This window comes from Tardiphaga sp. P9-11, from assembly GCF_008329525.1.
Taxonomy (GTDB): Bacteria; Pseudomonadota; Alphaproteobacteria; order Rhizobiales; family Xanthobacteraceae; genus Tardiphaga.
In genome coordinates this window covers 62170-85900 of record NZ_NPKQ01000005.1, presented here as the reverse complement: position 1 = coordinate 85900, position 23731 = coordinate 62170, and the positions used below count along the sequence as shown (strand labels likewise).

The window sequence follows — 23731 nt, the reverse complement described above, 5'->3', positions numbered from 1 at the left end:
ACGTCTCCCGGCGCTTGAATGACATCAATTCGGCAGTTTGGAGGGGGCAGGTGACCGTTCAGGATGGTGGGCGCGACAGGGATCGAACCTGTGACCCCTTCCATGTCAAGGAAGTGCTCTCCCGCTGAGCTACGCGCCCTAAGAACCGGTCGTTACGGGTGTGGGGTCTATAACGGGTCAAACCCGGACAAGCAAGGATGCCGAAGGGCCAATCCTTGCCTCATTTACAGGAAAATCGGAGCAGACTGGCAAGAAAGCCGGTCGTCCTCAGGCCGCCAGCATCTTGTTCACTTCGCTGACCAATTCGCGCAGGTGAACCGGCTTGGCCAGCACCTTGGCGTTTTTCGGTGCTTCCGAGTCGGAATTCAGCGCCACGGCAGCGAAGCCGGTGATGAACATGATCTTGATGTCGGGGTCGAGTTCGCTGGCGCGGCGTGCCAGTTCGATCCCGTCCATCTCCGGCATCACGATGTCCGTTAGAAGCATTTCAAAGGGTTCCTCGCGGAGTCTCTGATAGGCTGACATCCCGTTATCGTGGGGCGACACCTGAAAGCCGGCGTTTTCCAACGCCTTCACCAGGAAGCGGCGCATGTCGTTGTCGTCTTCTGCGAGAAGGATTTTGTGCATGGCGGTTGGACGTCGAACCTGAATGAGAGGACCTGTTCGCCCACTAAGCCCGAGGTCTGGTAAATTTCGGGTGAAGGTGATTAGCGCAGGCTGTGCATAAGCGTTTCAGAATGGTGCGCCAGAACGCGGTGAAACACAACAAATGAGCGCGTTTCTCGCGATCGCCACGCCTGCGGAAGGTTTTTAACTTGGCAGACTTGTTTCAGTTATCGACAATGCAGCCTCACAAAGCGCCGGTTTTCTGCCAGACTGGGCAAACCGAAGAACGCGGCTGCAGGGACGATGCGCGACGATGACCCAGTTTGACGGTGAGCTGTCGCCTCCCTTCGAGATCGTCGAGCCCGCCAACTGGCGCGCTCCGATCATTTTTAATTCGCCGCATTCCGGCTCGGTCTATCCGGCCGACTTCCTGCGCACCTCCCGCATCGATGTAACAGCGCTGCGCCGCTCGGAAGATTCGTTCATGGACGAATTGATCGCCGGATTGAGCGATCGCGGCTTCCCGGTGGTTCGGGTGCACTTTCCGCGCTCCTATGTGGACGTCAATCGCGAGCCCTACGAGCTCGATCCGCGGATGTTCAACGGTCGGCTGCCCAGTTTTGCCAATACCCGCTCGATGCGCGTGGCCGGCGGCCTCGGCACGATTCCCCGGGTGGTGGGCGACGGCCAGGAGATTTACCGCGAGCGGCTCGACGTCGATGACGCCCTCACCCGCATCGAGGCGCTGTACAAGCCGTACCACCGCGCCCTCCGTCGCCTGATCAACAAGGCGCACCAGACTTTCGGTACGGTGATCCTGGTGGATTGCCATTCGATGCCCTCGATCGGGATCTCACGCGAGGAGCCCCGGCGCCCGGACGTGGTCGTCGGCGACCGCTATGGCACCAGCTGCGCCAGCATCCTGGCGGAGGTGGTCGAAGAGACATTTGGTGGCCTCGGCTATTCGCTGGGCCGTAACAAGCCCTATGCCGGCGGCTTCATTACCGAGCATTACGGCAACCCGGCCAGCGGGCTGCACGCCATCCAGATCGAGCTGAACCGGGCGATCTATATGGACGAACGCCGCCGTGAGAGAACCGCCCGCTTCGATCAGATTGCTGCCGATTTCACCGTTTTGGCGGATGCGCTGGCGAAGATCCCGCTGGACAGCCTCGGCCCGTTCCAGGCCGCCGCCGAATAGGCCAGGCCCCATCGGGGCTCGAACAGTCAACTCAACCAGATGTGGTATTTGGAACCGTGACCGCCGGCTCATAGGTGCTTATTTCCTGCGACAAATTGGCAATTTTTGTAGGACGCAGAGAGTAAGGCAAGGTTTTGCCATCGGGATTCATGCAACTTTAGGTTCTTCCCACCAACGTAGTTCCGCGGATTGGAACCGCGCAAAATGGCAGGAGAGAACATGAAGAACATGATCAGGAAATTCTGGTCGGACGAATCGGGAGCGACTGCGATCGAATACGGGCTGATCGCCGCCGGAATCTCGCTGGCGATCATTGCGGTCGTCAACGGCCTCGGCACCACCCTCAATACCAAGTTCACCGACATCAATACGTCGCTGAAGTAACCTCCACGACGTGGACAGCGGCTTGAGGTTCTCAGCCGACTAAGTCTTGCTTGATGACTGACGTCGCAATGGGCCCGAGGCTGTCGGGGTGCCAGACGACGAACAGGCCAGGCGACACAAGACAATCGCCAGCGACCACGTCGGCCCGCTTGATGCAAAACTCCTCGGACAAGAAAAAAGGGCCGCTTGCGATAGCAAGCGGCCCAAGTCTAGGGAGGAAACGCCCAAGGAGGGCAGCGATAGCGCAAGCGCTACCGCACCGCAACAATATGCAGCCGCGACGCACCAAGTGCAAGGCTTTTCGGGCAAATTTCCATGCAATTTTCGCATGGTGATCGCATCATTCAGGCATAGGCGTCATAATTTTTATAAGCGATATCAATATATTACATAAACGACAGTAGTCTTGACCTATTAAAGAGATGAATAAAAATTCATTCCATTTGCCAATTTCTGATGTCAGACATCAGAAATCTTAGGGAAATCGCAATCCGATTCAGCGCGATGGTTTGGGGGAATCGCTGAGGGATTTAGATCAGCGGAGATGCGGGTTGTTCTTCCGCCCTGTATAGGAAGCGACGCGTCCCTATCTAGCCGCCGCAACAAAGGACCTCTCCGTGACGGTCATTGACTTCAACGCCTTCATTGGTCGCCTTGCGACCTCGTCGGGCGAGACCATCTTGCCGTTCTTTCGCACTTCGCTGAGTGTCGACAACAAGAATAGCGCCGATTTTGACCCCGTCACGGAAGCCGATCGCGCGGCCGAAGCGGTGATGCGCCGACTGATCAAGGCAAACTTCCCGCAGCACGGCATTGTCGGCGAGGAATTCGGCACCGAGCGCGAAGACGCCGAATATGTCTGGGTGCTCGACCCGATCGACGGCACCAAATCCTTCATCTCCGGCTTTCCGATCTGGGGCACGCTCATCGCACTCCTGCACAAGGGCACGCCCGTCTATGGCATGATGCACCAGCCCTATATCGGTGAGCGTTTCAGCGGCGACAGCGGCTCAGCGCGCTATCAAGGCGCCAACAACACCACCCGCAAGCTGGCCGTGCGGCGCTGCGCATCGCTGAAAGATGCCACGCTGTTCACCACCAGCCCGCGGCTGATGGGCGATGCCGATCGTGCGAAATTTCAGGACGTCGAAAAAGGCGTGCGACTGACGCGCTACGGCGGCGATTGCTACTCGTATTGCATGCTCGCCGCTGGCCATCTCGATCTCGTCATCGAGACCGAGCTGAAGCCCTACGACATCGCGGCGCTGATCCCGATTATCACCGGTGCCGGCGGCGTGGTCACCACCTGGGAGGGCAAGCCCGCACAAAGCGGCGGCCGCATCGTCGCCGCCGGCGATCCGCGCGTGCACGAGGCGGCGCTGAAGATCCTGAACGCCTGATCGGACACTGCTAAGCTCGCGCAGCAGCCCGCAGATGCTCAATCATCTGCTGCGCGGGCCGCGACAACGTCTTCAGGCTGCGAAAGCAGATCGCAAGCTTGCGGTTCGCCCAGGGGTCGCGAATCCGGATCAGCGCCAGCGCGGTCGATCGTGCGCAGCGCCGGGCCGCGACTTCCGGCACGATCGCAATGCCGACGCCCGCCGCCGCCATCTGGCACATCGCATCGAAATCTCGCATCTGTGCCCGATAGCGCAGCCGTGCGCCGAGTTGCGCCGCATATTTCCCGATGTGGTTTTGCAGCGCCGTCGCGTTGGTCAGCCCGACAAAGTCGCGATCAATGATCTCATGGAAATCGATGTGACGCCGGCCGGCAAGATCGCTGCGCGGCGCTGTCACCAGCATCAGGCGGTCTTCGTTGAAGGTGAAGCGTTCGAGACTGTCCGGCAGCGTATGCTCGGCCGCGAAGCCGAGATCGGCGATGCCGGCGGCAATCGCTTGCGCGATATCGGCGCTTTCGCGCTCCTCGACCTCAAGGCTGACATTGGGGTGCTCGCGCAGGAAACTCGCCAGCGCCTTCGGTAGATGTTCGGACAGACCCACCGTATTGGCCAGCATCGACACGCTGGCCTTCATGCCATTGGCATAGGCCGCCATGTCACCGCGCATGGTCTCGACATTCTGCATGATGATGCGGGCATGGCCGAGCAGACTTTCGCCGGCGGTCGTCAGCGTGACCCCGCGTCGCCCCCGTTTCAGCAGTGGCACACCGACCGTCGCTTCCAGGCCCTTGATCCGGGCGCTTGCCGAGGCCAGCGCCAGATTGGCCGCATTTGCGCCGCCGGTAATGCTGCGCGCCTCGGCGACCGCCGCAAAGAGTTTGAGATCGACCATATCGGCATGCATGCTCGGCCCTCCAGCCTTCGTTATAACCGAAGGCACTCTCCGTAACCTCCACATTGTGCCGCCCTGCTGGATCGGTCAATGTGTCGCACCATGATCGATTCCATGCTCATTCTCATTGCCGCGGTGTTTGCGCTCGCAGGCTTCGTCAAAGGCGTCATCGGCCTCGGCCTGCCCACTGTCTCGATAGGCTTGCTCGCGGTGACCATGAGTCCGGTGCAGGCGCTGACCATCGTCATCGTGCCCGCCATCGTCACCAATATCTGGCAGACTTTCGCCGGTCCCTATCTGCGCGACATCATCCGCCGGCTGTGGCCGCTGCTGCTCGGCACCGCGATCGCCATCTGGCTCTGCGGCAGCCTGATGACCGGGCCCTATGCCAAATACGGCTCGATCGTCCTCGGCGTGCTGCTGGTGATCTATGCCGTGGTCACGCTGGTGAAATTCCAGTTCAAGACCGCGCCGCAAAACGAAAAATGGGTCGGTGGCATTGCCGGTGCGCTGACCGGCGTCGTCTCCGCAGCTACAGGCGTGCAGGTCATTCCCTCGATGCCATTCATGCAGTCGATCGGCATGGAGAAGAACGAGCTGGTGCAGGCGCTCGGGCTCTATTTCACGGTCGCCACGATGGCCCAGGCGTTCAACCTCACCAGCGCCGGCCTGCTCACGGCCGCGACGGCGGTGCCCGGCATCGTGGCAATGATCACCGCCTTTGCCGGCATGTTCATCGGCCAGGCGGTGCGCGACCGCATGGAGCCCGAGCAGTTCCGCCGCTGGTTCCTGATCGCCATGCTGCTGCTCGGGATCTATCTTGCCGTCACCGCCACCTTCGCGGTGCTGAAGTAACTAGCGCGTTTCCAGCATCGCCACGCGGATGCCGAGATAGATGAACACGCCGCCGAGCGCGCGATTGATCCAGACCATTGCCTGACTGGATTGCCGCACGCGGCTGGCGGCCTTGGCCGCGACAATAGCCGTGCCGAGCCCCCAGATGGTGCCCGTGCTGATGAAGATCAGCCCAAGCACGATGAAGGCCAGCGCCTTGCTGGGTGCATCCACGTCGACGAATTGCGGCAGGAAAGCCAGAAAGAACAGCGCCACTTTCGGGTTCAGCGCGTTCGTGAACGCGCCCTGCCAGAACACCTGTCGCAGCGACAGCGGCGGCCTTTCGGCAACGTCATCCGTCGCCACTGACGGCCGCGAGCGCAGCATCTGGACGCCGGTGTAGAGCAGGTAGGCCGCGCCGATCCATTTCACCGCGGTGAAGGCGTAGGACGATGCCGCCAGCAACGCCGACAGTCCGACTGCGGCGGCGAACACGTGGACCAGACATCCCGCACTGATCCCCAAAGCCGCCGCCACGCCGCCGCGCCACCCCATCTGCACGCTGCGCCCGACGATATAGGCGGTGTCCGGTCCCGGCGTGACGTTGAGCAGGATGCCGGAGAGGATGAAGAGCCAAAGGCCGTGGATGCCGAGCATGAGAGGCTTTCGTTATTTGAACAGAGGCGTGCCCGGCACGAACGCATCGAACGCCGCCCAGAATTGCTGCCGGTAGCGATCCTGCTCCTGCAGGATTTCGTGGCGGGAGCCGGCGATCACCAGATGCGAGCCAGCACGCAGGTGATAGGCGAATTCCTCGATGGCCGGCGTCGACACGACCTGGTCGTTGCTGGCAGCCAGCATCAGGATCGGCTGGCGGATCTTCACGGGATAGCTGGCCCCACGAAAGCCGTGCATGCCGCGGATCGCCGTATCGGCCCAGGCCACCGTCGGCGAGCCGATGCCGAGCGTCGGATCTTCCTCGAGGATCGCCGCATTGCGCGCATAGCGTACGGGATCGCTGGTCAGCTTGTTGTTGGGGAATGACGAGGTCCCGACCAGTTCGCCATTGCCGCCGGGAATATAGTTGCTGCCCTGCCCGGTCCAGCGCATGACGCGCAGCAGCAGGCGGGCCGGCAGCGAGGTCGCACGGCCGGGCAGATCGATCATCGGCGCCGACAGCACCATGCGGTCGAACCAGCGCTTGCCGGAATGCGCCACACGCAGCATCACCGCGCCGCCCATCGAATGCGCCAGCGCAAAGTATGGCGGCGGGCAATCCGGCATCACCACCTGCTGCACGAAGGCTTCGACGTCGATCTCGAAATCGGAGAAATTGCGCACATAACCCTTGCGGCCATCGCGCAACTGCCGCGACGAATGGCCCTGCCCGCGCCAGTCGATCATCGCCACCGCAAAGCCGCGGTCGCGCAGATCGCGTACGGTCTCGAAATACTTCTCGATATATTCGCCGCGCCCGGCGAAGACGCAGACCGTGCCCTTGCGCCCGGTCGTCGGTGCCCAGCGTGCAAAGCGCAGGTCAATGCCGTCCGGCGTCTTGATGGTGCCGGACACGGCACCCTCGGGAACGGGGTTGGCGGGAATGGAGACGAGCGTCATGGCGGGGACCGGTTAGGCGAAAAACGCGGGATTTCAAGGGCGGAAGACAGGTCGGCGCGAATCTTTCGGCCCCCCTTGCGAGCCGGCAGACCCCTCCCATATCAGCTTCATGCAGGCCTCTCTAGGCTGCATGACACGAAAGCCCGGCCCCTATGGCGGGCGGGTTATTGCAACAGTCGCTCAATGGAGGACTACCCTATGCGTACCTACGATCTGACCCCGTTTTATCGTTCCACCGTCGGTTTCGACCGCCTGTTCAGTCTGCTCGATCAGAGCACAAGTGACGCAGCGCCGGGCTATCCGCCCTATAATATCGAGCGCACCGGCGAGAACGAATACCGTATCAGCGTCGCCGTTTCCGGCTTTGCGCAGAACGAGCTCTCCATCGTCGCGAAAGAAAACACGCTGACGATCAAGGGCGAGAAAGCCGCCAACGAGAACGGCAGCAAGGCCGAAGTGCTCTATCGTGGCATCGCCGCACGCGCTTTCGAACGCGCCTTCCAGCTTGCCGATTTCGTACAGGTGAAGAACGCCTCGCTTGAGAACGGCCTGCTTCATGTGGACCTCGTCCGTGAGATCCCGGAAGCCAAGAAACCGCGCAGCATTCCGATTTCCACCAGCGCCGTGAGCGCGCCGCAGGTGGTCGACGGCTCGGCCGAGAAAGTCGCCGCGTAACTGCGACTTTAAACTGAAGTTGTAGATGTGACTGCGTCCGAAGCGCTCCGGGAAACCGGGGCGCTTCTTTTTTGTGGTGCCTAGTTCCCCAGTCGCTCCACCACCAGATCCAGCAGCGTGCGGAGGCGGGCCAGCTTCTTGAGGTCGCGGTGATAGCCGACCCAGGTATCGCGGCTGGGCGGCGCTTCGCCGAGATCAATCCGGGTCACACCGGTCAGAGCATCACCGAGCGGCCGCGGGAGCACGGCGACCCCGGCACCGGCAATGCACATCCGCGCCTGAACATCGCGATTATTGCTGCGGGACACGACGTGGGCATTCGGCAGCACTCTGCGCAGCCAGACCGCGTCAGGCATCCCGACGAAATTCGTATCCATCGTGATCAGCGCGGTACCGACCCCGTCGCCCGATTTGGGCGCCGACAGATCCGATTTCAGATAGACGCCATAGGGGATTGTCATCAGCCGCCTCGCGATCACTTCAGGCTCGTCGAAAGGCCTGATGCGGAACACCAGATCGGCCTCGCGCCGCGGCAGGCTGAAACGCGTCTGGCTGGTCAGCAGTTCGATGACGACACCGGGATGCATCTGCGCGAATTCGGCAAACACCGGCGCCAGCAAATGCGCGCCGAACCAGTCGGATGACGATACGCGAAGCAAGCCCTCGAGGGCTCCATCGCTGCCATCGAGCCGGCGTTGAAACGCCAATGCCGCTTCCTCGATACGCTCGGCATGAGCCAGCACGGCCTCGCCTTCATCCGTCAGCACGAATCCATCACCGGTCCGTTGAAACAGCGTCTGGCCGACCGCCTGTTCGAGCGCACGCAGGCGGCGCCCCATAGTGGGCTGGCTTTGGCCCAGCTTCTGGGCCGCGCCGGCGAGCGTGCCCTCACGCGCAATCGCCAGAAAGACCCTGATGTCGCTCCATTCCATCACACGATCGCTCGTTCAATTCTGTTTGGAGGCCGTGCAGCCTTGTCGATTTCCTGCAAGCTCTAACACGCCCATCTAATGACCAGAAACGAAAGGGCACTACGATGACATCACCAAACACAATGAAGGCAGCCATTCTGGACAAAGCAGGCGCGCCGCTGCAGCTCACAGACATTCCCCGTCCTCGCCCGGTAGCGGGACAGGTGCTCGTGCGGATCAAGGCGAGCGCCGTCAATCCGCTCGACCTCAAGATTGCCAAGGGCGAAGCGGCGCATGCGCGCCATCCGTTCCCGGCCATCCTCGGTATCGACATGGCCGGGATCGTCGAAGAGCTGGGCCCCGGCGTCACGCAGTTCAGCATTGGCGATGAAGTCTATGGCATGACCGGTGGCGTCGGCGGACATCAGGGCACGCTGGCGGAATTCATTGCGGCCGATGCCCACCTGTTGGCGTTAAAGCCGAGCAGGCTGTCGATGCGCGAAGCTGCGGCATTGCCGTTGGTATTCATCACCGCATGGGAAGGCCTGGTGGATCGCGCAACTCTTCGCGCCGGACAAAAGCTGCTCGTCCATGGCGGCGCCGGTGGTGTCGGCCAGATGGCCATCCAGATCGGACGGGCCTTGGGCGCAGATGTATTTGCGACCGGAGCAGCCAAGGACAGAGCATATATCGAAAGTCGTGGCGCACGCTTCATCGACTACAGCAGCACATCGGTTGCCGACTATGTCGCAGCCCATACGGCTGGCCGTGGCTTCGACGTTATCTATGACACCGTGGGCGGCGCTGTGCTGGATGCCTCGTTCAACGCTGTCACGCGCTTCGGGCATGTGGTCAGCGCACTTGGCTGGGGCACGCATGCGCTGGCACCGCTGTCGTTTCGTGCCGCGTCATATTCCGGCGTATTCACGCTGCTGCCGTTGTTGACCGGTGAAGGTCGCGCTCATCACGGGGAGATCCTGCGTATGGCAACGAAGCTGGCGGAGGCCGGCAAGCTCGTACCGAAGCTCGATAGCCGGCACTTTACATTCGCCGACGTCAACGAAGCGCATGACGCTCTGCGCACACAAGCCGCGGCCGGCAAGATTGTTATCGAGATGTAAAACGGCGCCGCCCCTTCCCGAGCTGCGACATCACGTAGCTCGGGAAGGGGTCGGTCAATATCGTATAATTATTCCAGCCCTTGGGCAGGCGGCGGCGTTTCCGCAGCCGCCGGTGTCGCAGGCTTTGCTTCTGTCGCGGGCGCAGCAACTGTCGGAGCAACAGCATCCTTCTTCTCGGGTGTTGCCGGAGCAGTCCCTGTCGTTTCCGGCGCCTTCGTCTCAGCCGGCTTCTGCTCAGTCACGGCCGATTGCTGCACGGGCGCTGCGGCCGGCGGCGTTTCAGGTGTGACTGCGACCGGCTTGGTCTCGGCCGGAGTGACAGGCTTGGCCGGTGCCGCAACCGCGCGCACCGGTGGTCGCTTCGGCAACGGCACTGTCGTCGTGCGGCTGGCGACTTTCGGCGCGGGTGTAGCCGTCCCGGCCGTAAACGGCGGGCGGCGATATTGCGGCAGGGTCGGCACTGCGCCTTGCGGGCCGTAGCGCGTGTCGATCTCCTCACTCATCCGGTCACCCATGCGATAGGCCGGAATGAAGCGCAGGATGCGCCCGCTGCGGGCATCGATCACCAGCCGGCCGTCCTCGCCGTCGAGGTCGATCGCTGCGACCGTGTAGATGAGGCCGCGCTGCTGCGGCATGCCGAGCGCCGAGAAGCCGGCCTCGCGCAGGATCGAATAGACCTCGCGCAGCGGCAGCACCGCTAGATCATAGCCACGGCGCAAGACGCCATAGGGGCGCGGCTCCGCATATTCCACCGGCGGCATGGCCGCATAGGGACCGCCGACATCCGATACACGCACCGGAGGGGCAACGTCGCCGCGCATCGGCGGCAACGCTTGCGCCTGAGCGACACCGCTCGCCAGCAACAGACCGGCCGAGGCCAGACATCCCATAACTACCTTCATTGCATGCTCCTTCGACGCCCCCGCGCCCGGAGTGTGTCCAGTCTCCTGGAACCTCACGCTCTCATCCGCGCCGCTGCAGCAACCACCGCTGCCACAGGCGTTAACGGACGGTGCGCAACCTCACCGCTGAATCCGGCAGCCCTTGGGCCGGCCTTGGGCCGGATCACGGCACCACCCGCCCGAATGTGTCTTCGCGGCATGGACGATTTGGCATGCGTTGTTGCCATGCGACGACGGACTCACACGCGCTTGTGTGCTAGATAAAAATTTGGCAAAGTCCTGGTTAGGACAGCATCACTGTCGCAATTTTTGGTGGCAAATCCGGCACGGGGTTTGCAACATAAGCAGGCGTCGCGACTAAAAACACGCCTGCTACGACGAGAGCCGAATAAGGCAGGATCCTTATAGGCAAGACATGGGGCGACCGCCGGGGACGACGGGCACTACCAGTCTGAATTCTGAAATCGAGGCGCGCTATGCGCGAGCGGTGACCCTTAAGGGTTCCGCTTGCGCCAAAAGTGCGCCGACAAGGGTGGCAGAACCCCGGTTGGGGTTGAGAGGACAAAGATGAGCGGATCAGAGCACGAGCGCCAATTGATCGAAACCGGCACGCATTCGGCGGCCCCGGCTATCAAATCGGCTCACGTGAAAGACACCGCCATCAAACCGGAATTGCACACTTACCGTCCACCGGCGCTGGGCCTCTACGACCCGTCGCAGGAAAAGGACGCCTGCGGCGTCGGCTTCATCGCGAATATCAAAGGCCACAAGTCGCATCAGATCGTGTCTGACGCGATCAGCATCCTCTGCAACCTTGAGCACCGCGGCGCCACCGGCGCAGATCCGCGTTTCGGCGACGGCGCCGGTATTCTGGTGCAGATCCCGCATAAGTTCTTCGTCCGCAAGACTGCGGAACTCGGCTTCAGCCTGCCCGCGCCCGGCCAATACGCCATCGGCGCGCTGTTCATGCCGCGCGACAACGCCTGGCGTCAGGTCATCAAGGGCATCATCGCCGACCAGATCAAGGCCGAAGGCCTGAAGCTGCTCGGTTGGCGCAATGTGCCGACCGACAATTCCTCGCTCGGCGAGAGCGTGAAGCCGACCGAGCCTGCCAATATGCAGGTCTTCATCGGCATCGGCAAAGCCAAGATCGCCGATGAAGACGAGTTCGAGCGCCGGCTCTATATTCTCCGCAAGTCGATCTCGCAGGCGATCTATCAGCGCCGCGACCGCGGCCTTGCCGGCTACTATCCGTGCTCGATGTCGTGCCGCACGATCATCTATAAGGGCATGTTCCTCGCCGATCAGCTCGGCAGCTACTATGCCGACCTGCACGAAGAGGATTTCGAAAGCGCGCTGGCGCTGGTGCATCAGCGCTTCTCGACCAACACCTTCCCGACCTGGTCGCTGGCGCATCCCTACCGCATGGTCGCGCATAACGGCGAAATCAACACGCTGCGCGGCAACGTCAACTGGATGGCGGCGCGTCAGGCCTCTATCGAATCCGAGCTGTACGGCAAGGACATCAGCCGTCTGTGGCCGATCTCCTATGAAGGCCAGTCGGACACCGCCTGCTTCGACAACGCGCTCGAATTCCTGGTGCAGGGTGGCTACTCGCTGCCCCACGCCGTGATGATGATGATTCCGGAAGCCTGGGCCGGCAATCCCCTGATGGATGAGCAGCGCCGCGCCTTCTACGAATATCACGCCGCGATGATGGAGCCATGGGACGGTCCCGCTGCGCTCGCTTTCACCGACGGTCGCCAGATCGGCGCGACGCTGGACCGTAATGGTCTGCGCCCCGCACGTTATCTCGTCACCAAGGACGACCGCATCGTGATGGCGTCCGAAATGGGCGTGCTGGCGATTCCGGAAGAAGACATCATCACCAAGTGGCGTCTGCAGCCTGGCAAGATGCTGCTGGTCGACCTCGTCCAGGGCCGTCTGATCCCTGACGACGAGATCAAGGCAACGCTGGCTGCCAGCCATCCGTATCGTGACTGGCTCGAACACACCCAGATCGTTCTGGAAGAACTCCCGGACGCGCTCGCCAAGGGCCAGCGTTCCAACCTGCCGCTGCTCGATCGCCAGCAGGCCTTCGGCTACACTCAGGAGGACGTCACCATCCTGCTGACGCCGATGGCGTCGCAGGGCGAGGAGGCGTCGGGCTCCATGGGTACCGACACGCCGATCTCGGCGCTGTCGAGCAAGCCGAAGCCGCTGTTCACCTACTTCAAGCAGAACTTCGCGCAGGTCACCAACCCGCCGATCGACCCGATCCGCGAAGAGCTCGTCATGAGCCTCGTCTCGATTATCGGACCGCGGCCGAACCTGTTCGACCTGCAGGGCGTCGCCACCACCAAGCGCCTTGAAGTCCGTCAGCCGATCCTCACCGACCAGGATCTCGAAAAGATCCGCTCGATCACCGACGTCGCCGAGTCGCACTTCGTCTCGCGCACCCTCGACACCACCTTCCATGCCGGTTTCGGCGCGGCGGGCATGGAGCAGGTGCTGGACGAACTCTGCGCCCGCGCGGAAGCTGCGGTGCGTGAAGGCGTCAACATCATCATCCTGTCCGACCGCATGGCGGGCTCGGATCGCATTCCGATCCCGTCGCTGCTGGCCTGCGCCTCGGTGCATCACCACCTGATCCGTACCGGCCTGCGCACGTCAGTGGGCCTGGTCGTCGAATCCGGCGAACCGCGCGAAGTGCATCACTTCGCCTGCCTCGCCGGCTATGGCGCGGAAGCGATCAACCCGTATCTGGCCTTCGAATCCATCATCGCGATGAAGGACCGGCTGCCGGTGCAGCTCGACGACTACGAAATCGTCAAGCGTTTCATCAAGTCGATCGGCAAGGGCCTGCTCAAGGTCATGTCGAAGATGGGCATCTCGACCTACCAGTCCTATTGCGGCGCGCAGATCTTCGACGCCGTCGGCCTGCGTCAGGAATTCGTCACCAAGTACTTCACCGGCACCCACACCAAGATCGAGGGTGTCGGCCTCGCCGAAATCGCCGAGGAGACCGTGCGTCGCCACAACGAGGCGTTCGGTGAGATCGAGATCTACAAGACCGCCCTCGATGTCGGCGGCGAATACGCCTATCGCAGCCGCGGCGAAGACCACGCCTGGAACGCCGAGTCGGTATCGCTGCTGCAGCATGCCGTGCGCGGCAACTCGCAGGATCGTTATCGCGCCTTCGCCAAGATCCTCAACGAACAGTCCGAGCGTCTGCTGACGCTGCGCGGCCTGTTCAAGATCAAGACGGCCGAAGACGAGAAGCGCAAGCCCGTGCCGCTCGACCAGGTCGAATCCGCCGCTGACATCGTCAAGCGCTTTGCGACTGGCGCGATGTCCTACGGCTCGATCTCGCGCGAGGCGCATACGACGCTGGCCATCGCCATGAACCGGATCGGCGGCAAGTCGAACACCGGCGAAGGCGGCGAAGAGTCGGATCGCTACAAGCCGATGCCGAATGGCGACAGCATGCGTTCGGCGATCAAGCAGGTCGCGTCGGGACGTTTTGGCGTCACCACGGAATATCTCGTCAATTCCGACATGATGCAGATCAAGATGGCGCAGGGCGCGAAGCCCGGGGAAGGCGGTCAGTTGCCCGGCCACAAGGTCGACGCGACGATTGCCGCCGTGCGCCACTCGACGCCCGGTGTTGGCCTGATCTCGCCACCGCCGCATCATGACATCTATTCGATCGAAGACATCGCGCAGCTGATCTACGACCTCAAGAACGTCAATCCGACGGGCCAGGTCTCGGTCAAGCTGGTGTCGGAAATCGGCGTCGGCACGGTTGCCGCGGGCGTTGCCAAGGCACGCGCCGACCATGTGACCATCGCCGGCTTCGAAGGCGGCACCGGCGCGTCGCCGCTGACCTCGATCAAGCATGCGGGTTCGCCATGGGAAATCGGCCTCGCCGAAACCCACCAGACGCTCGTGCGTGAACGGCTGCGTAGCCGCATCATCGTTCAGGTCGATGGCGGCTTCCGCACCGGCCGTGACGTCGTCATCGGCGCACTTCTGGGTGCCGACGAATTCGGCTTCGCCACCGCGCCTTTGATTGCCGCCGGCTGCATCATGATGCGCAAGTGCCATCTCAACACCTGCCCGGTCGGCGTCGCGACGCAAGACCCGGTGCTGCGGAAGCGCTTCACCGGCCAGCCCGAGCACGTGATCAACTACTTCTTCTTCGTCGCCGAGGAAGTCCGCGAGATCATGGCCCAGCTCGGCTATCGCAACTTCGACGAGATGGTCGGCCAGGTGCAGATGCTCGACCAGTCGGCGCTCGTGTCACACTGGAAGGCCAAGGGTCTCGACTTCTCCAAGCTGTTCGTGCGCCAGCCCGAACTGCCCGGCCAGAAGATCTATCACACCGAGGATCAGGACCATCACCTGGAAGCCGTGCTCGATCGCGAGTTGATCAAGCAGGCGCAGCCCGCACTCGACCGCGGCGCGCCGGTGAAGATCGACACCAAGATCAACAGCACCAACCGTTCGGCCGGCGCCATGCTGGCGGGCGCGGTGGCCAAGATCTACGGCCATGCCGGCCTGCCCGACGACACCATCAAGGTGTCGCTGAAAGGCACCGCCGGTCAGGCCTTCGGCGCCTGGCTGTGCAAGGGCATCACCTTCGATCTCGAAGGCGAAGGCAACGACTATGTCGGCAAGGGCCTCTCGGGCGGCAAGATCATCGTCCGCCCGCCGGCGCACTCCGCCATCGTTCCGGAAGAGTCGATCATCGTCGGCAACACCGTGATGTATGGCGCGATCGAGGGCGAATGCTACTTCCGTGGCGTCGCCGGCGAGCGTTTCGCCGTACGTAACTCCGGTGCCGTGGCCGTCGTCGAAGGCGCCGGCGATCACTGCTGCGAATACATGACCGGCGGCATCGTCGTGGTGCTCGGCAAGACCGGCCGTAACTTCGCGGCCGGCATGTCCGGCGGCGTGGCTTACGTGCTCGACGAAACCGGCGACTTCCCGAAGCTTTGCAACATGGCGATGGTCGAACTCGAACCGGTCCTCTCGGAAGAGATGATCGCCGAGAACACCTATCACCACTCCGGCGATCTCGAAGCCCACGGCAAAGTCGACGTATTCGCCAACCTGCTCGATAGCGACATCGAGCGCCTGCATGTGCTGATCACGCGCCACGCGAAATATGCCGGCTCGGCCAAGGCTGCGATGATCCTCGCAGACTGGAAAACCTGGCTGCCGAAATTCCGCAAGGTGATGCCGGTCGAATACCGCCGCGCACTGCGCGAGTTGAAAGCGAAAAATGCCGAAGCCGAACCGCAGATCGCGATCGGCGCCTAGGACACGGACTGAACCGCCGCCCAAAAGGGCGGCGGGACTGAGATCGAAACAAGCAAATCATCCTTCGAGGCGCGCCAATGCGTAACGCTCGGGATGACGGTGGGACAGACTGCAGAGGCGTCAGTTGTAATGGGCAAGATCACGGGTTTTCTGGAAATCGATCGTCACGACCGCAAGTACACGCCGGTTACCGAGCGTTTGAAGGGCTATAACGAGTTCGTCATTCCGCTCAGCGAGAAAGACACCCGCGACCAGGCCGCGCGCTGCATGAATTGCGGCATTCCCTATTGCCACGGCACCGGCTCGGTTCAGCCCGGCACGCCCGGCTGCCCGGTCAACAACCAGATCCCGGACTGGAACGACCTCGTCTATACCGGCAACTGGGAAGAAGCCTCGCGCAACCTGCACTCCACCAACAACTTCCCGGAATTCACCGGCCGCATCTGCCCGGCGCCGTGCGAAGCCTCATGCACGCTGAACATCGATGACAACCCGGTCACCATCAAGACCATCGAGTGCGCCATCGTCGACAAGGCATGGGACAATGGCTGGCTGAAGCCGCAAGTCTCCGCCGTGAAGACCGGCCGCAAGGTCGCCGTGATCGGCGCCGGCCCGGCCGGCATGGCCTGCGCGCAGCAGCTCGCGCGCGCCGGACACGACGTCCATGTCTATGAGAAATTCGCCAAGGCCGGCGGCTTGATGCGTTACGGCATTCCCGACTTCAAGATGGAGAAGCACGTCATCGACCGGCGCGTCGCGCAGATGGAAGGCGAAGGCGTCACCTTCCATTATGGCAAGGCCGTCGGCGGCACCTCCCCCGGCGCGATCGATCCCGCCGAACTGCTGAAGGACTATGAAGCCATCGCGCTGACCGGCGGCGCCGAGCACGGTCGCGACCTGCCGATCCCCGGCCGCGAATTCGATGGCATCCATTTCGCGATGGACTTCCTGCCGCAACAAAACCGTCGCGTCGGCAACGAGCCGCTCGGCGACGTCAAGGAGATCCTGGCCGGCGGCAAGCATGTCGTCGTCATTGGCGGCGGCGACACCGGCTCCGATTGCATCGGCACCTCGCTGCGTCAGGGCGCGCTGTCGGTGACCCAGCTCGAAATCATGCCGGCTCCGCCCGAGCAGGAGAACAAGGGCCTGACCTGGCCGAACTGGCCGCTGAAGATGCGGACCTCGTCGAGCCAGGCCGAAGGCGCCAAGCGCGAATTCGCCGTGCTGACCCAGAGCTTCGAAGGCGCCGACGGCAAGGTCACCAAGCTGAACTGCGTGCAGGTCGACGACAAGTTCAAGCCGATCCCCGGCAGCGAGTTCTCGCTGCAGGCCGATCTCGTTCTGCTGGCGATGGGCTTCGTCCATCCGGTCCACGAAGGCATGCTGAAGACCCTCGGCGTCGAACTCGACCAGCGTGGCAACGTCCGCGCCCCAACGACCGACTTCGCGACCTCGCTGCCGAAAGTGTACTCCGCCGGCGACATGCGCCGTGGCCAGTCGTTGGTGGTCTGGGCGATCCGCGAAGGCCGGTTGTGCGCCCGCGCCATCGATCAGGCGCTGATGGGGACCACGACGCTGCCGAGGTAAGAGCGGGCTGTTTGAGTCCAAGTTTCTAGCGTTTTCGATCTTCAAGGGCCTCGACACGAAAGTGTCGGGGCTCCTTTCTTATCCCTCCCCCTTGTGGGGAGGGTGGACGGCCGTAAGGCCGGCCGGGTGGGGGTAGCCCAGAGCTCCGACTATCGACTCCATCACGCCGTCTAGATTCCGATCCACCTCGAAATTCCAGAACCGCATCACGCGAAATCCCTCGCCGCCCAAGAACGCATCCCGCGCTTCATCCCGACGCACCGCCTCATCGAAATTATGCTGCCCGCCATCGACTTCGATAACCAGACACTCACGAAACGACACGAAGTCCACGATGATGTGCTTGATCGGAGCCTGCCGTCGAAAGTGAAAGCCAAGCGGCTTCAGCTCGCGCAGCTTCACCCACAGCCTGACCTCCTGCGGCGTCAGGTTTTTCCGGAGTGCACGCGCGAACGAATTGGCCACGCAGTTCTCGCTTTGTTGCAACACCCCACCCGTCACGTTGCTCGCTGAACGCTCGCACCGCGCCACCCTCCCCACTGCGCGCAGCTTCGCTGCGCTTGAGGGAGGGATAAGAAAGCACCCGGCGACATGTTCTAGCGAAGTCCGCAAGGATCAGAAAGTGTAGTTGTCTCACATGACTTTTATCGACGTTGCACCGATCCCATCGAATGAAAGGTCGCTTAATTTGGCGCACCTTCTTCTCCCTCCCTCAAGCACAGCGGAGTGGGGTCCGGGGGGCCCAAGCGCGCTGAGCAAAGCAATCCAATCTCAACACCCTGATTGACACCCCATCGAACTAGGCTTATATTCTCCTAACCCTGTCCAACGAGGGGCGCTTCTCGAGGGCGTCTTTGGAGGTGGGACAGGGTGCGGCGCCCGCGGACGTGCCTCGCAAGCACGGACTCGGGAGGTCAGGGGTCACCGTCCGGGCCCACTACGGGGCTCTGCCGCTAGCGTGCGGCTGGACGTGGCACTGGCGAACGGCGGGAAACCGTCGGGATGACGAACCTGCGGGTTCGTGCCTTTGCCCGGAAGAACGGTCCTCTGGACAGAAATCGCCGCGATGGAGCGCCGAAAGGCGTGCGCGCACCGAAGGTCGCTGTCGCAGGCAGCCAACGGGACGCGCTACGAACTACAATGTTGCGCCTTTCGGCGCTCTATCCCCCTCACTTCAGGCGGGGGATCACCGGAAGGCCAACCTGCGCGGCGGCGCGGGACAGACGGCGCGTGCGCGCGTCGCACCCATTCATGACCGGGACTCGCACAGCGCGACCGGCCGCGCAGCGCATCCCAGAGTGGGTAGCCAGCAACCTCCGGACACGCTAAGCGGTATCATCCCGCCGATCTCTTACCTTCCAAACGTGTTGTCCCTTCCCGCATGAAATTCCTGCTTCTTCCGCTCGGCCTCGTGGCGCTTGTCCCGCAGGCCCATGCCAGCGATGCCCGCTTCATGGCGGCCCTCGGCAAGCTCGATCCCAAGACCCGACTGGAGCAGGTCTGCGACTTCGAGGCGATGCGCCGGATCAGCAAAGGTGGCCCGCGCGTCGAGCGCGCCAAATCCGACGCGCTGATGCCGCCGCAGCATCTCGGCAATACGATGATCGCCAAGGGCGGCGCCTATCGCGCAGGCGGCAAATGGATGCAGGTCGCCTTCACCTGCAAGGCGACGCCGGACCACAAGACGGTGCTGGATTTCACCTACAAGACGGGCGCGGCGATTCCGCAGGCCAAATGGCAGTCCTTGGGGCTCTGGAAATAGACGAGTCTGCCGGCGTCAGTGCTTGGGTTCGTTCTTGGTGAGCGCACCGCTATGCGGATCGACATGGACCTCGAAGGTCCGGCCGTCCTTCACGACATCGGCTTCCCAATGGCCATCGTCGGCCTCGAGCTCCCTGACCTCGGTATAGCCGAGGCTGTGCAGCTTTTCGGTGACCTGCTGTGCGGTCATCCAGTCCTTGCCGGGGGTATCTGCGGAAGCCCATGAGGGCAGCGCGAAAACGAGCGCAACGGCGAGTAGCGGTGACTTCGTGGCAAACCTCCCTGATTTATCACGACAACTCCGGGATTGCCGCTTTGTTCGGCACAGGCCTTGGCTGCGGCCTGACGCCGTTCACCCTGCCGCTAAAAGTTCCGGGATTTGCTTGACGTTAACGGCGGGCGGCGCTTGATGGCGGGATTGCGGCTGCCCGCTTGCGGCCCGAATCCGGTAGTATGTCGAGCGGGAACCCGGGTCTGCGAACCCAGCGATTGCGGTCGAGGCGCATGTCACAGAAGCCCAACTTGCCGAGATGGCGGATCGACCACTGGCGTGCCGAAAAGGGCACGCTGATGGTGCTCGCCGTGGCATTGGGCCTGCTGATCGGCATCGTGGCTCCCGCCTCCGCGCAATTTTTTGGTTTCGGCGGTCCGCAGCAACCTCCGCCGCGTCCGCAACGCAATGTGCCGCAAGGCGGCGGTGGCGGCTTCGGCTGGTTCGGCGGCGGCAATGACACCCCGTTTTTTGCGCCGTTCCAGCAGCAGCAGGCGCCGAAGCGGGCCGCGCCGCGTGAGGACTATTCGCGCGCGCCCTCGCCGGAAAAACGCGATGCCGCGGCCGAGCGCAATGTGCTGGTGCTCGGCGACAGCATGGCCGACTGGCTCGCTTACGGCCTTGAGGACGCCTATTCCGAACAGCCCGACATGGGCGTGATCCGCAAACACAAGACCGTCTCCGGCCTGCTGCGCTATCAACCGAAGGGCGATCCCGCGGACTGGGCGGCAGCGGCCAAGGGCATTCTCGCCACCGAGAAGCCCGATGCGATCGTCGTCATGCTCGGCCTCAATGACCGTGTCGCGATCCGCGAACCCGACAAGGCGGCCGAAAAGAAGGGCGCCAAAAAGGACGAGAAGAAGGACAGCGCGGCCGAGGTGAAGCCCGGTGACAAGCCGGCGGAGCCCGAGGCGGACGATGCAGACATTCCCGATCCCGGCTCGATCGTCGTCGAGCGCGGCGCGCGCACCGGCGGCATGGTCGATTTCCGCGACGAGCGCTGGGGCGAACTGTACTCGAAGAAGATCGAGGAGATGATCAACGTCGTGAAGGCGAAGGGCGTGCCCGTGCTGTGGGTCGGCCTGCCGGCAGTGCGCGGCACCAAGGCGACCGCCGACATGCTCTATCTCGACAATCTCTATCGCGACGCCGCGACCAAGGCCGGCATCACCTATGTCGATATCTGGGACGGCTTCGTCGACGAAGCCGGCCGCTTCCTGCAGCAAGGCCCGGATTTCGAAGGCCAGATCCGCCGGCTGCGCTCCGCCGACGGCGTCTATTTCACCAAGGCCGGCGCCCGCAAGATGGCGCATTACGTCGAGCGCGAGATCACCCGCCTGCTGTCCGGCCGCTCCGCACCGATCGCGCTGCCGAGCGAGCCAGCGACGCCCGACCTCAATGCCGTGCCCGGCGCGCCGCCGCCGCGTCCGCTGGCTGGACCCATCGTACCATTGGTCGCCTCCTCGGTCGGCACCGATCAACTGCTCGGCGGCCCCGGCGTGAAGCCGGTGAATGTCGATGCGCTGGTGGCGCGGGTGCTGGTGAAAGGCGAGCCGCTCTCAGCGCCCGCCGGCCGCGCCGATGATTTTGCCTGGCCGCGCCGCGAGATCGGCCGCGAACAGGCCAAGGGCGACGTTCCTGTCGCTGCCGTCACACCAGCGACCTCGGGCACTTCAGGCACTGCTGCGGCCACAGGGCCGGATGGAATCGTCCCCGTGATGACACCACCCGCCGCGCCGAAGAAAAAGCCGAAGCCCGTCATCGCCACCGAAACGCCGTCATCCTTCGGTAGCTTCTTCGGGTTCGACGAGCCGCGGCGCGCGCCCGTCCAGCAGGCGCCCCAGCGCCCCCGCCCGGCCCAGCCACCCGGCCCGCGCCCACCGGCCAATGTCGGCCCCGCCGCCTCCGCCCCCTCCGGTTTCTTCACGCGCTGACCGCGCGAAAATTCGACAACAAAAAAAATCCCTCAGCCTTTTCAGGATGAGGGATTTTGCTTTTGGATCGTAGTTGGACGCTTTCTCGGTTGCGACTGCTGACGCTTCTGCGGCGTTCGTTGTGTCAGCCGCGATGCGCGATCAGTAGCCGAAACGGTTCGGACGACGGCGCGGCGGACGCGTCATCAGCATCGCCAGCGCAAAACCGATACCGCCTGCGATCAGCAGCGAGCCCAGCGGATTGTCGCGGACCTTGTCGGTGATCGCCTGCGTCCCGTCGCGATAGACGTCGCTGTCGAGCGCATCCTTGGCATAGCTGGTGGCCGCGTCCGATGCGTCGCGCACGGCGTCCTTGGCCTGACCGTACAGGTTCTGCACGGTGCCGGAGGCTTCGCGCGCGCGGCCCGATGCTTCGGTCCTCGCATCGCCCGTCGCACTGCCGATGACGCCTTCGATCTTGCCGGCGGCATCCTTGGCTGCGCCCGCAATACGGTCCTTGTCCATGTCCATTACTCCGTGAGGAAATTCTCGCCGGTGTAATGCCTGAAGCCAGTACTGGTTCCGTCGCGATGTAGGCGCCGCGAATTTAAAGGATCAAACCGCCATCGACGACGAGCGTGTGACCGCAAACATAGGATGACAACGGCGACGCCAGGAACAATGCGGCGCCGGCCATATCGGCAGGCGTGCCAAGACGCTGCAGCGGGATCCTGGCAATCGCACCTTCCAACCGCTTCGGATTCGCTGTCGTGACCTTTGTCATCTTGGTGTCAACGAGCCCCGGCGCGATGCCGTTGACGCGAATGCCGTCTTCCGACCACGCCTGCGCCAATGTGCGCGTGAGACCAACCGCGCCGGTCTTCGATGCGTTGTAGGAGGGATTGCCCTTGGTGGCGTGATAGGCCGCGGTCGAGCTGACGATGATCAATCGCCCCTTGCTCGCCTTCAACTGTGCATGAAACTTCGTCGCGCAGCCCATCAGGCTCATCAGGTTGACTTCCATCACCTTGCGAAAGCCATCCATCTCGAACTCGCCGCGACGATAGATCACCGCACCCTGCGCGAGGATCAGCACATCGACCCGCGCGAGCTTCGGATCGAATACCTCGATGGCCGCTGCACTGCTCACATCGAGCTGGCTGTAGCCGAGCCCGTCGAGATCGGAACCCTCATCGACCGTGTAGTCGCTGGCCTTCGCGCGCGTACCGCACACATGCACGCTTGCGCCGCGCGCACGAAACGCCTGCGCCATGCCGTTGCCGATGCCGCTGGATCCGCCGACGATGAGCACCTGCTGGCCGCTGAAATCGAGTTCGTTCATCCCTGATTGTCCTTCTTGATTTTATCAGCGCATGTTTGACCGCGCCGTCGATCGGTGCAAGCCTTCAATCAAGCCTCATCATGAAGGCGCACATTCGGAGGATGCCTTGTCGGATTTCAAACAGCCGGATTTCAAACAACTCAGCCGCTCGGTGCGCGGCCTTACAGTCCTCGTCACCGGCGCTGCAAGCGGCATGGGCCGCGCGACGGCACGCGTATTCGGCGACGAAGGCGCTAATGTTGCCGTCACGGATATTTCGGCGGACGGGATTGCCGCAGTGTCGGATGCGATCACATCGGGCGGCGGCAGTGCGCATGCATGGACGCTCGACGTTGCCGATCCCGATCGCATCCGCACAGTGGTCAGCGACGTCGCCGCGCATTTCGGCGGCCTCGATATCATCGTCAACAATGCCGGCATCTCGGTGAGCACCGCGATCGACCAGGATGGTTATGACGCCGCATGGGATCGTGCCATCGCCGTGATGCTGACCTCGCACCAGCGCATCATCCGCGCGGCGCTGCCGCACTTGCGCAAATCGCCCTCGCCGCGGATCGTGAATATCGCCTCCACCGAAGCGCTTGGCGCCACTGCACTGCACAGTCCCTATTCCGCAGCGAAAGCCGGCGTCACCGGCCTCACGCGTTCGCTCGCAGTGGAACTCGGCCGCGATGGCATTACAGTCAACTGCATCTGTCCCGGCCCGATCACGACGGGAATCACCGAGCGTATCAGCGACGAGCACAAGGTGATCTTCGCCAAACGCCGCACCGTGCTGCGCCGCTACGGAGATCCGGAAGAGGTCGCACACATGACGCTGAGCCTTTGCTTGCCGGCGGCGTCCTACATCACCGGCGCAATCATTCCCGTCGACGGAGGCCTGATGGCCCGCAATGCATGACGGCGTTTGCGCCGGTTGACTTCACACTTTGCGGGCGTAGCATTTTTCTCAAGCGGCCGAAGTCACTGGAATTGATGACCGGAAGCCG

General features: G+C 62.9%; 21 protein-coding genes and 1 tRNA gene. 11 read left to right on the top strand and 11 right to left on the bottom strand.

From position 1 onward, the window contains the following. Positions 1-64: 64 nt before the first annotated feature. Together CIW50_RS18160 and cpdR are read right to left on the bottom strand one after the other, a co-directional pair. Positions 65-139 (bottom strand) — tRNA-Val (locus CIW50_RS18160). Between the two features lie 128 nt (positions 140-267). Next, complete coding sequence (gene cpdR / locus CIW50_RS18155) at positions 268-627, bottom strand: cell cycle two-component system response regulator CpdR (protein ID WP_027539837.1); 360 nt, start codon at positions 625-627, stop codon at positions 268-270. Positions 628-919: 292 nt separating this feature from the next. Between cpdR and CIW50_RS18150 the strand changes: the two genes are divergently transcribed. From CIW50_RS18150 to hisN, 3 genes are all read left to right on the top strand, one after another. Continuing rightward, entirely contained in the window at positions 920-1807 is an 888-nt protein-coding gene (locus tag CIW50_RS18150) for an N-formylglutamate amidohydrolase (protein ID WP_149532617.1), read from the top strand. Positions 1808-2026: 219 nt separating this feature from the next. Further along, positions 2027-2191 (top strand): Flp family type IVb pilin, encoded by a 165-nt coding sequence (locus CIW50_RS18145; protein WP_172980373.1) that lies wholly within the window; start codon positions 2027-2029, stop codon positions 2189-2191. A 617-nt stretch (positions 2192-2808) separates the two neighbouring features. Then, positions 2809-3591: a histidinol-phosphatase gene (gene hisN, locus CIW50_RS18140; protein WP_149532616.1), complete on the top strand. Its 783-nt coding sequence runs from the start codon at positions 2809-2811 to the stop codon at positions 3589-3591. Positions 3592-3601: 10 nt separating this feature from the next. On the opposite strand, the gene CIW50_RS18135 is transcribed toward hisN, so the two are convergent. Beyond that, positions 3602-4495 (bottom strand): LysR family transcriptional regulator, encoded by an 894-nt coding sequence (locus CIW50_RS18135; protein WP_149532615.1) that lies wholly within the window; start codon positions 4493-4495, stop codon positions 3602-3604. Positions 4496-4585: 90 nt separating this feature from the next. On the opposite strand from CIW50_RS18135, the gene CIW50_RS18130 reads away from it, so the two are divergent. Further along, on the top strand, positions 4586-5338 hold the full coding sequence (locus CIW50_RS18130; RefSeq protein WP_149532614.1) for a sulfite exporter TauE/SafE family protein: 753 nt from the start codon (positions 4586-4588) through the stop codon (positions 5336-5338). On the opposite strand, the gene CIW50_RS18125 is transcribed toward CIW50_RS18130, so the two are convergent. Beyond that, a complete protein-coding gene (locus CIW50_RS18125) occupies positions 5339-5974 on the bottom strand; it encodes a LysE family translocator (protein WP_149532613.1) in 636 nt (211 codons plus the stop codon). A 12-nt stretch (positions 5975-5986) separates the two neighbouring features. Continuing rightward, a complete protein-coding gene (locus tag CIW50_RS18120) occupies positions 5987-6934 on the bottom strand; it encodes an alpha/beta fold hydrolase (RefSeq protein ID WP_149532612.1) in 948 nt (315 codons plus the stop codon). A 198-nt stretch (positions 6935-7132) separates the two neighbouring features. On the opposite strand from CIW50_RS18120, the gene CIW50_RS18115 reads away from it, so the two are divergent. Further along, complete coding sequence (locus tag CIW50_RS18115; RefSeq protein ID WP_172980372.1) at positions 7133-7609, top strand: Hsp20 family protein; 477 nt, start codon at positions 7133-7135, stop codon at positions 7607-7609. An 80-nt stretch (positions 7610-7689) separates the two neighbouring features. Here the strand turns inward: CIW50_RS18115 and CIW50_RS18110 are convergent, their stop codons facing one another. Then, complete coding sequence (locus tag CIW50_RS18110) at positions 7690-8541, bottom strand: LysR family transcriptional regulator (RefSeq protein ID WP_149532610.1); 852 nt, start codon at positions 8539-8541, stop codon at positions 7690-7692. A gap of 104 nt (positions 8542-8645) precedes the next feature. On the opposite strand from CIW50_RS18110, the gene CIW50_RS18105 reads away from it, so the two are divergent. Further along, positions 8646-9641: a zinc-dependent alcohol dehydrogenase family protein gene (locus tag CIW50_RS18105; RefSeq protein WP_149532609.1), complete on the top strand. Its 996-nt coding sequence runs from the start codon at positions 8646-8648 to the stop codon at positions 9639-9641. A 68-nt stretch (positions 9642-9709) separates the two neighbouring features. Here CIW50_RS18105 and CIW50_RS18100 read toward each other — a convergent pair whose 3' ends face one another. Further along, positions 9710-10543, bottom strand: a complete 834-nt coding sequence (locus tag CIW50_RS18100; protein ID WP_149532608.1) for a hypothetical protein — start codon at positions 10541-10543, stop codon at positions 9710-9712. Positions 10544-11110: 567 nt separating this feature from the next. Here CIW50_RS18100 and gltB point away from each other — a divergent pair. Then, positions 11111-15868: a glutamate synthase large subunit gene (gene gltB / locus CIW50_RS18095; protein WP_149532607.1), complete on the top strand. Its 4758-nt coding sequence runs from the start codon at positions 11111-11113 to the stop codon at positions 15866-15868. 129 nt (positions 15869-15997) lie between these two features. Then, positions 15998-17455: a glutamate synthase subunit beta gene (locus CIW50_RS18090; protein ID WP_149532845.1), complete on the top strand. Its 1458-nt coding sequence runs from the start codon at positions 15998-16000 to the stop codon at positions 17453-17455. 78 nt (positions 17456-17533) lie between these two features. Here the strand turns inward: CIW50_RS18090 and CIW50_RS18085 are convergent, their stop codons facing one another. After that, positions 17534-17920, bottom strand: a complete 387-nt coding sequence (locus CIW50_RS18085; RefSeq protein WP_149532606.1) for an endonuclease domain-containing protein — start codon at positions 17918-17920, stop codon at positions 17534-17536. Positions 17921-18836: 916 nt separating this feature from the next. Here CIW50_RS18085 and CIW50_RS18080 point away from each other — a divergent pair. Continuing rightward, a complete protein-coding gene (locus CIW50_RS18080) occupies positions 18837-19217 on the top strand; it encodes a DUF930 domain-containing protein (RefSeq protein ID WP_149532605.1) in 381 nt (126 codons plus the stop codon). A 15-nt stretch (positions 19218-19232) separates the two neighbouring features. On the opposite strand, the gene CIW50_RS18075 is transcribed toward CIW50_RS18080, so the two are convergent. Continuing rightward, the gene (locus CIW50_RS18075; protein WP_149532604.1) at positions 19233-19544 is read right to left on the bottom strand and encodes a PepSY domain-containing protein; all 312 of its coding nucleotides are present in this window, start codon (positions 19542-19544) and stop codon (positions 19233-19235) included. Positions 19545-19720: 176 nt separating this feature from the next. On the opposite strand from CIW50_RS18075, the gene CIW50_RS18070 reads away from it, so the two are divergent. Then, positions 19721-21421, top strand: coding sequence for an SGNH/GDSL hydrolase family protein (locus CIW50_RS18070; RefSeq protein ID WP_149532603.1), 1701 nt, complete (start codon positions 19721-19723; stop codon positions 21419-21421). A gap of 141 nt (positions 21422-21562) precedes the next feature. Here the strand turns inward: CIW50_RS18070 and CIW50_RS18065 are convergent, their stop codons facing one another. Then, positions 21563-21925: a CsbD family protein gene (locus CIW50_RS18065; RefSeq protein ID WP_149532602.1), complete on the bottom strand. Its 363-nt coding sequence runs from the start codon at positions 21923-21925 to the stop codon at positions 21563-21565. A gap of 82 nt (positions 21926-22007) precedes the next feature. Continuing rightward, positions 22008-22742 carry an SDR family NAD(P)-dependent oxidoreductase gene (locus CIW50_RS18060; RefSeq protein ID WP_149532601.1) on the bottom strand — a complete coding sequence of 245 codons (735 nt, stop codon included), beginning with the start codon at positions 22740-22742 and terminating at the stop codon, positions 22008-22010. Between the two features lie 106 nt (positions 22743-22848). Between CIW50_RS18060 and CIW50_RS18055 the strand changes: the two genes are divergently transcribed. After that, positions 22849-23643, top strand: coding sequence for an SDR family NAD(P)-dependent oxidoreductase (locus CIW50_RS18055; protein ID WP_246664337.1), 795 nt, complete (start codon positions 22849-22851; stop codon positions 23641-23643). Positions 23644-23731 lie beyond the last annotated feature (88 nt).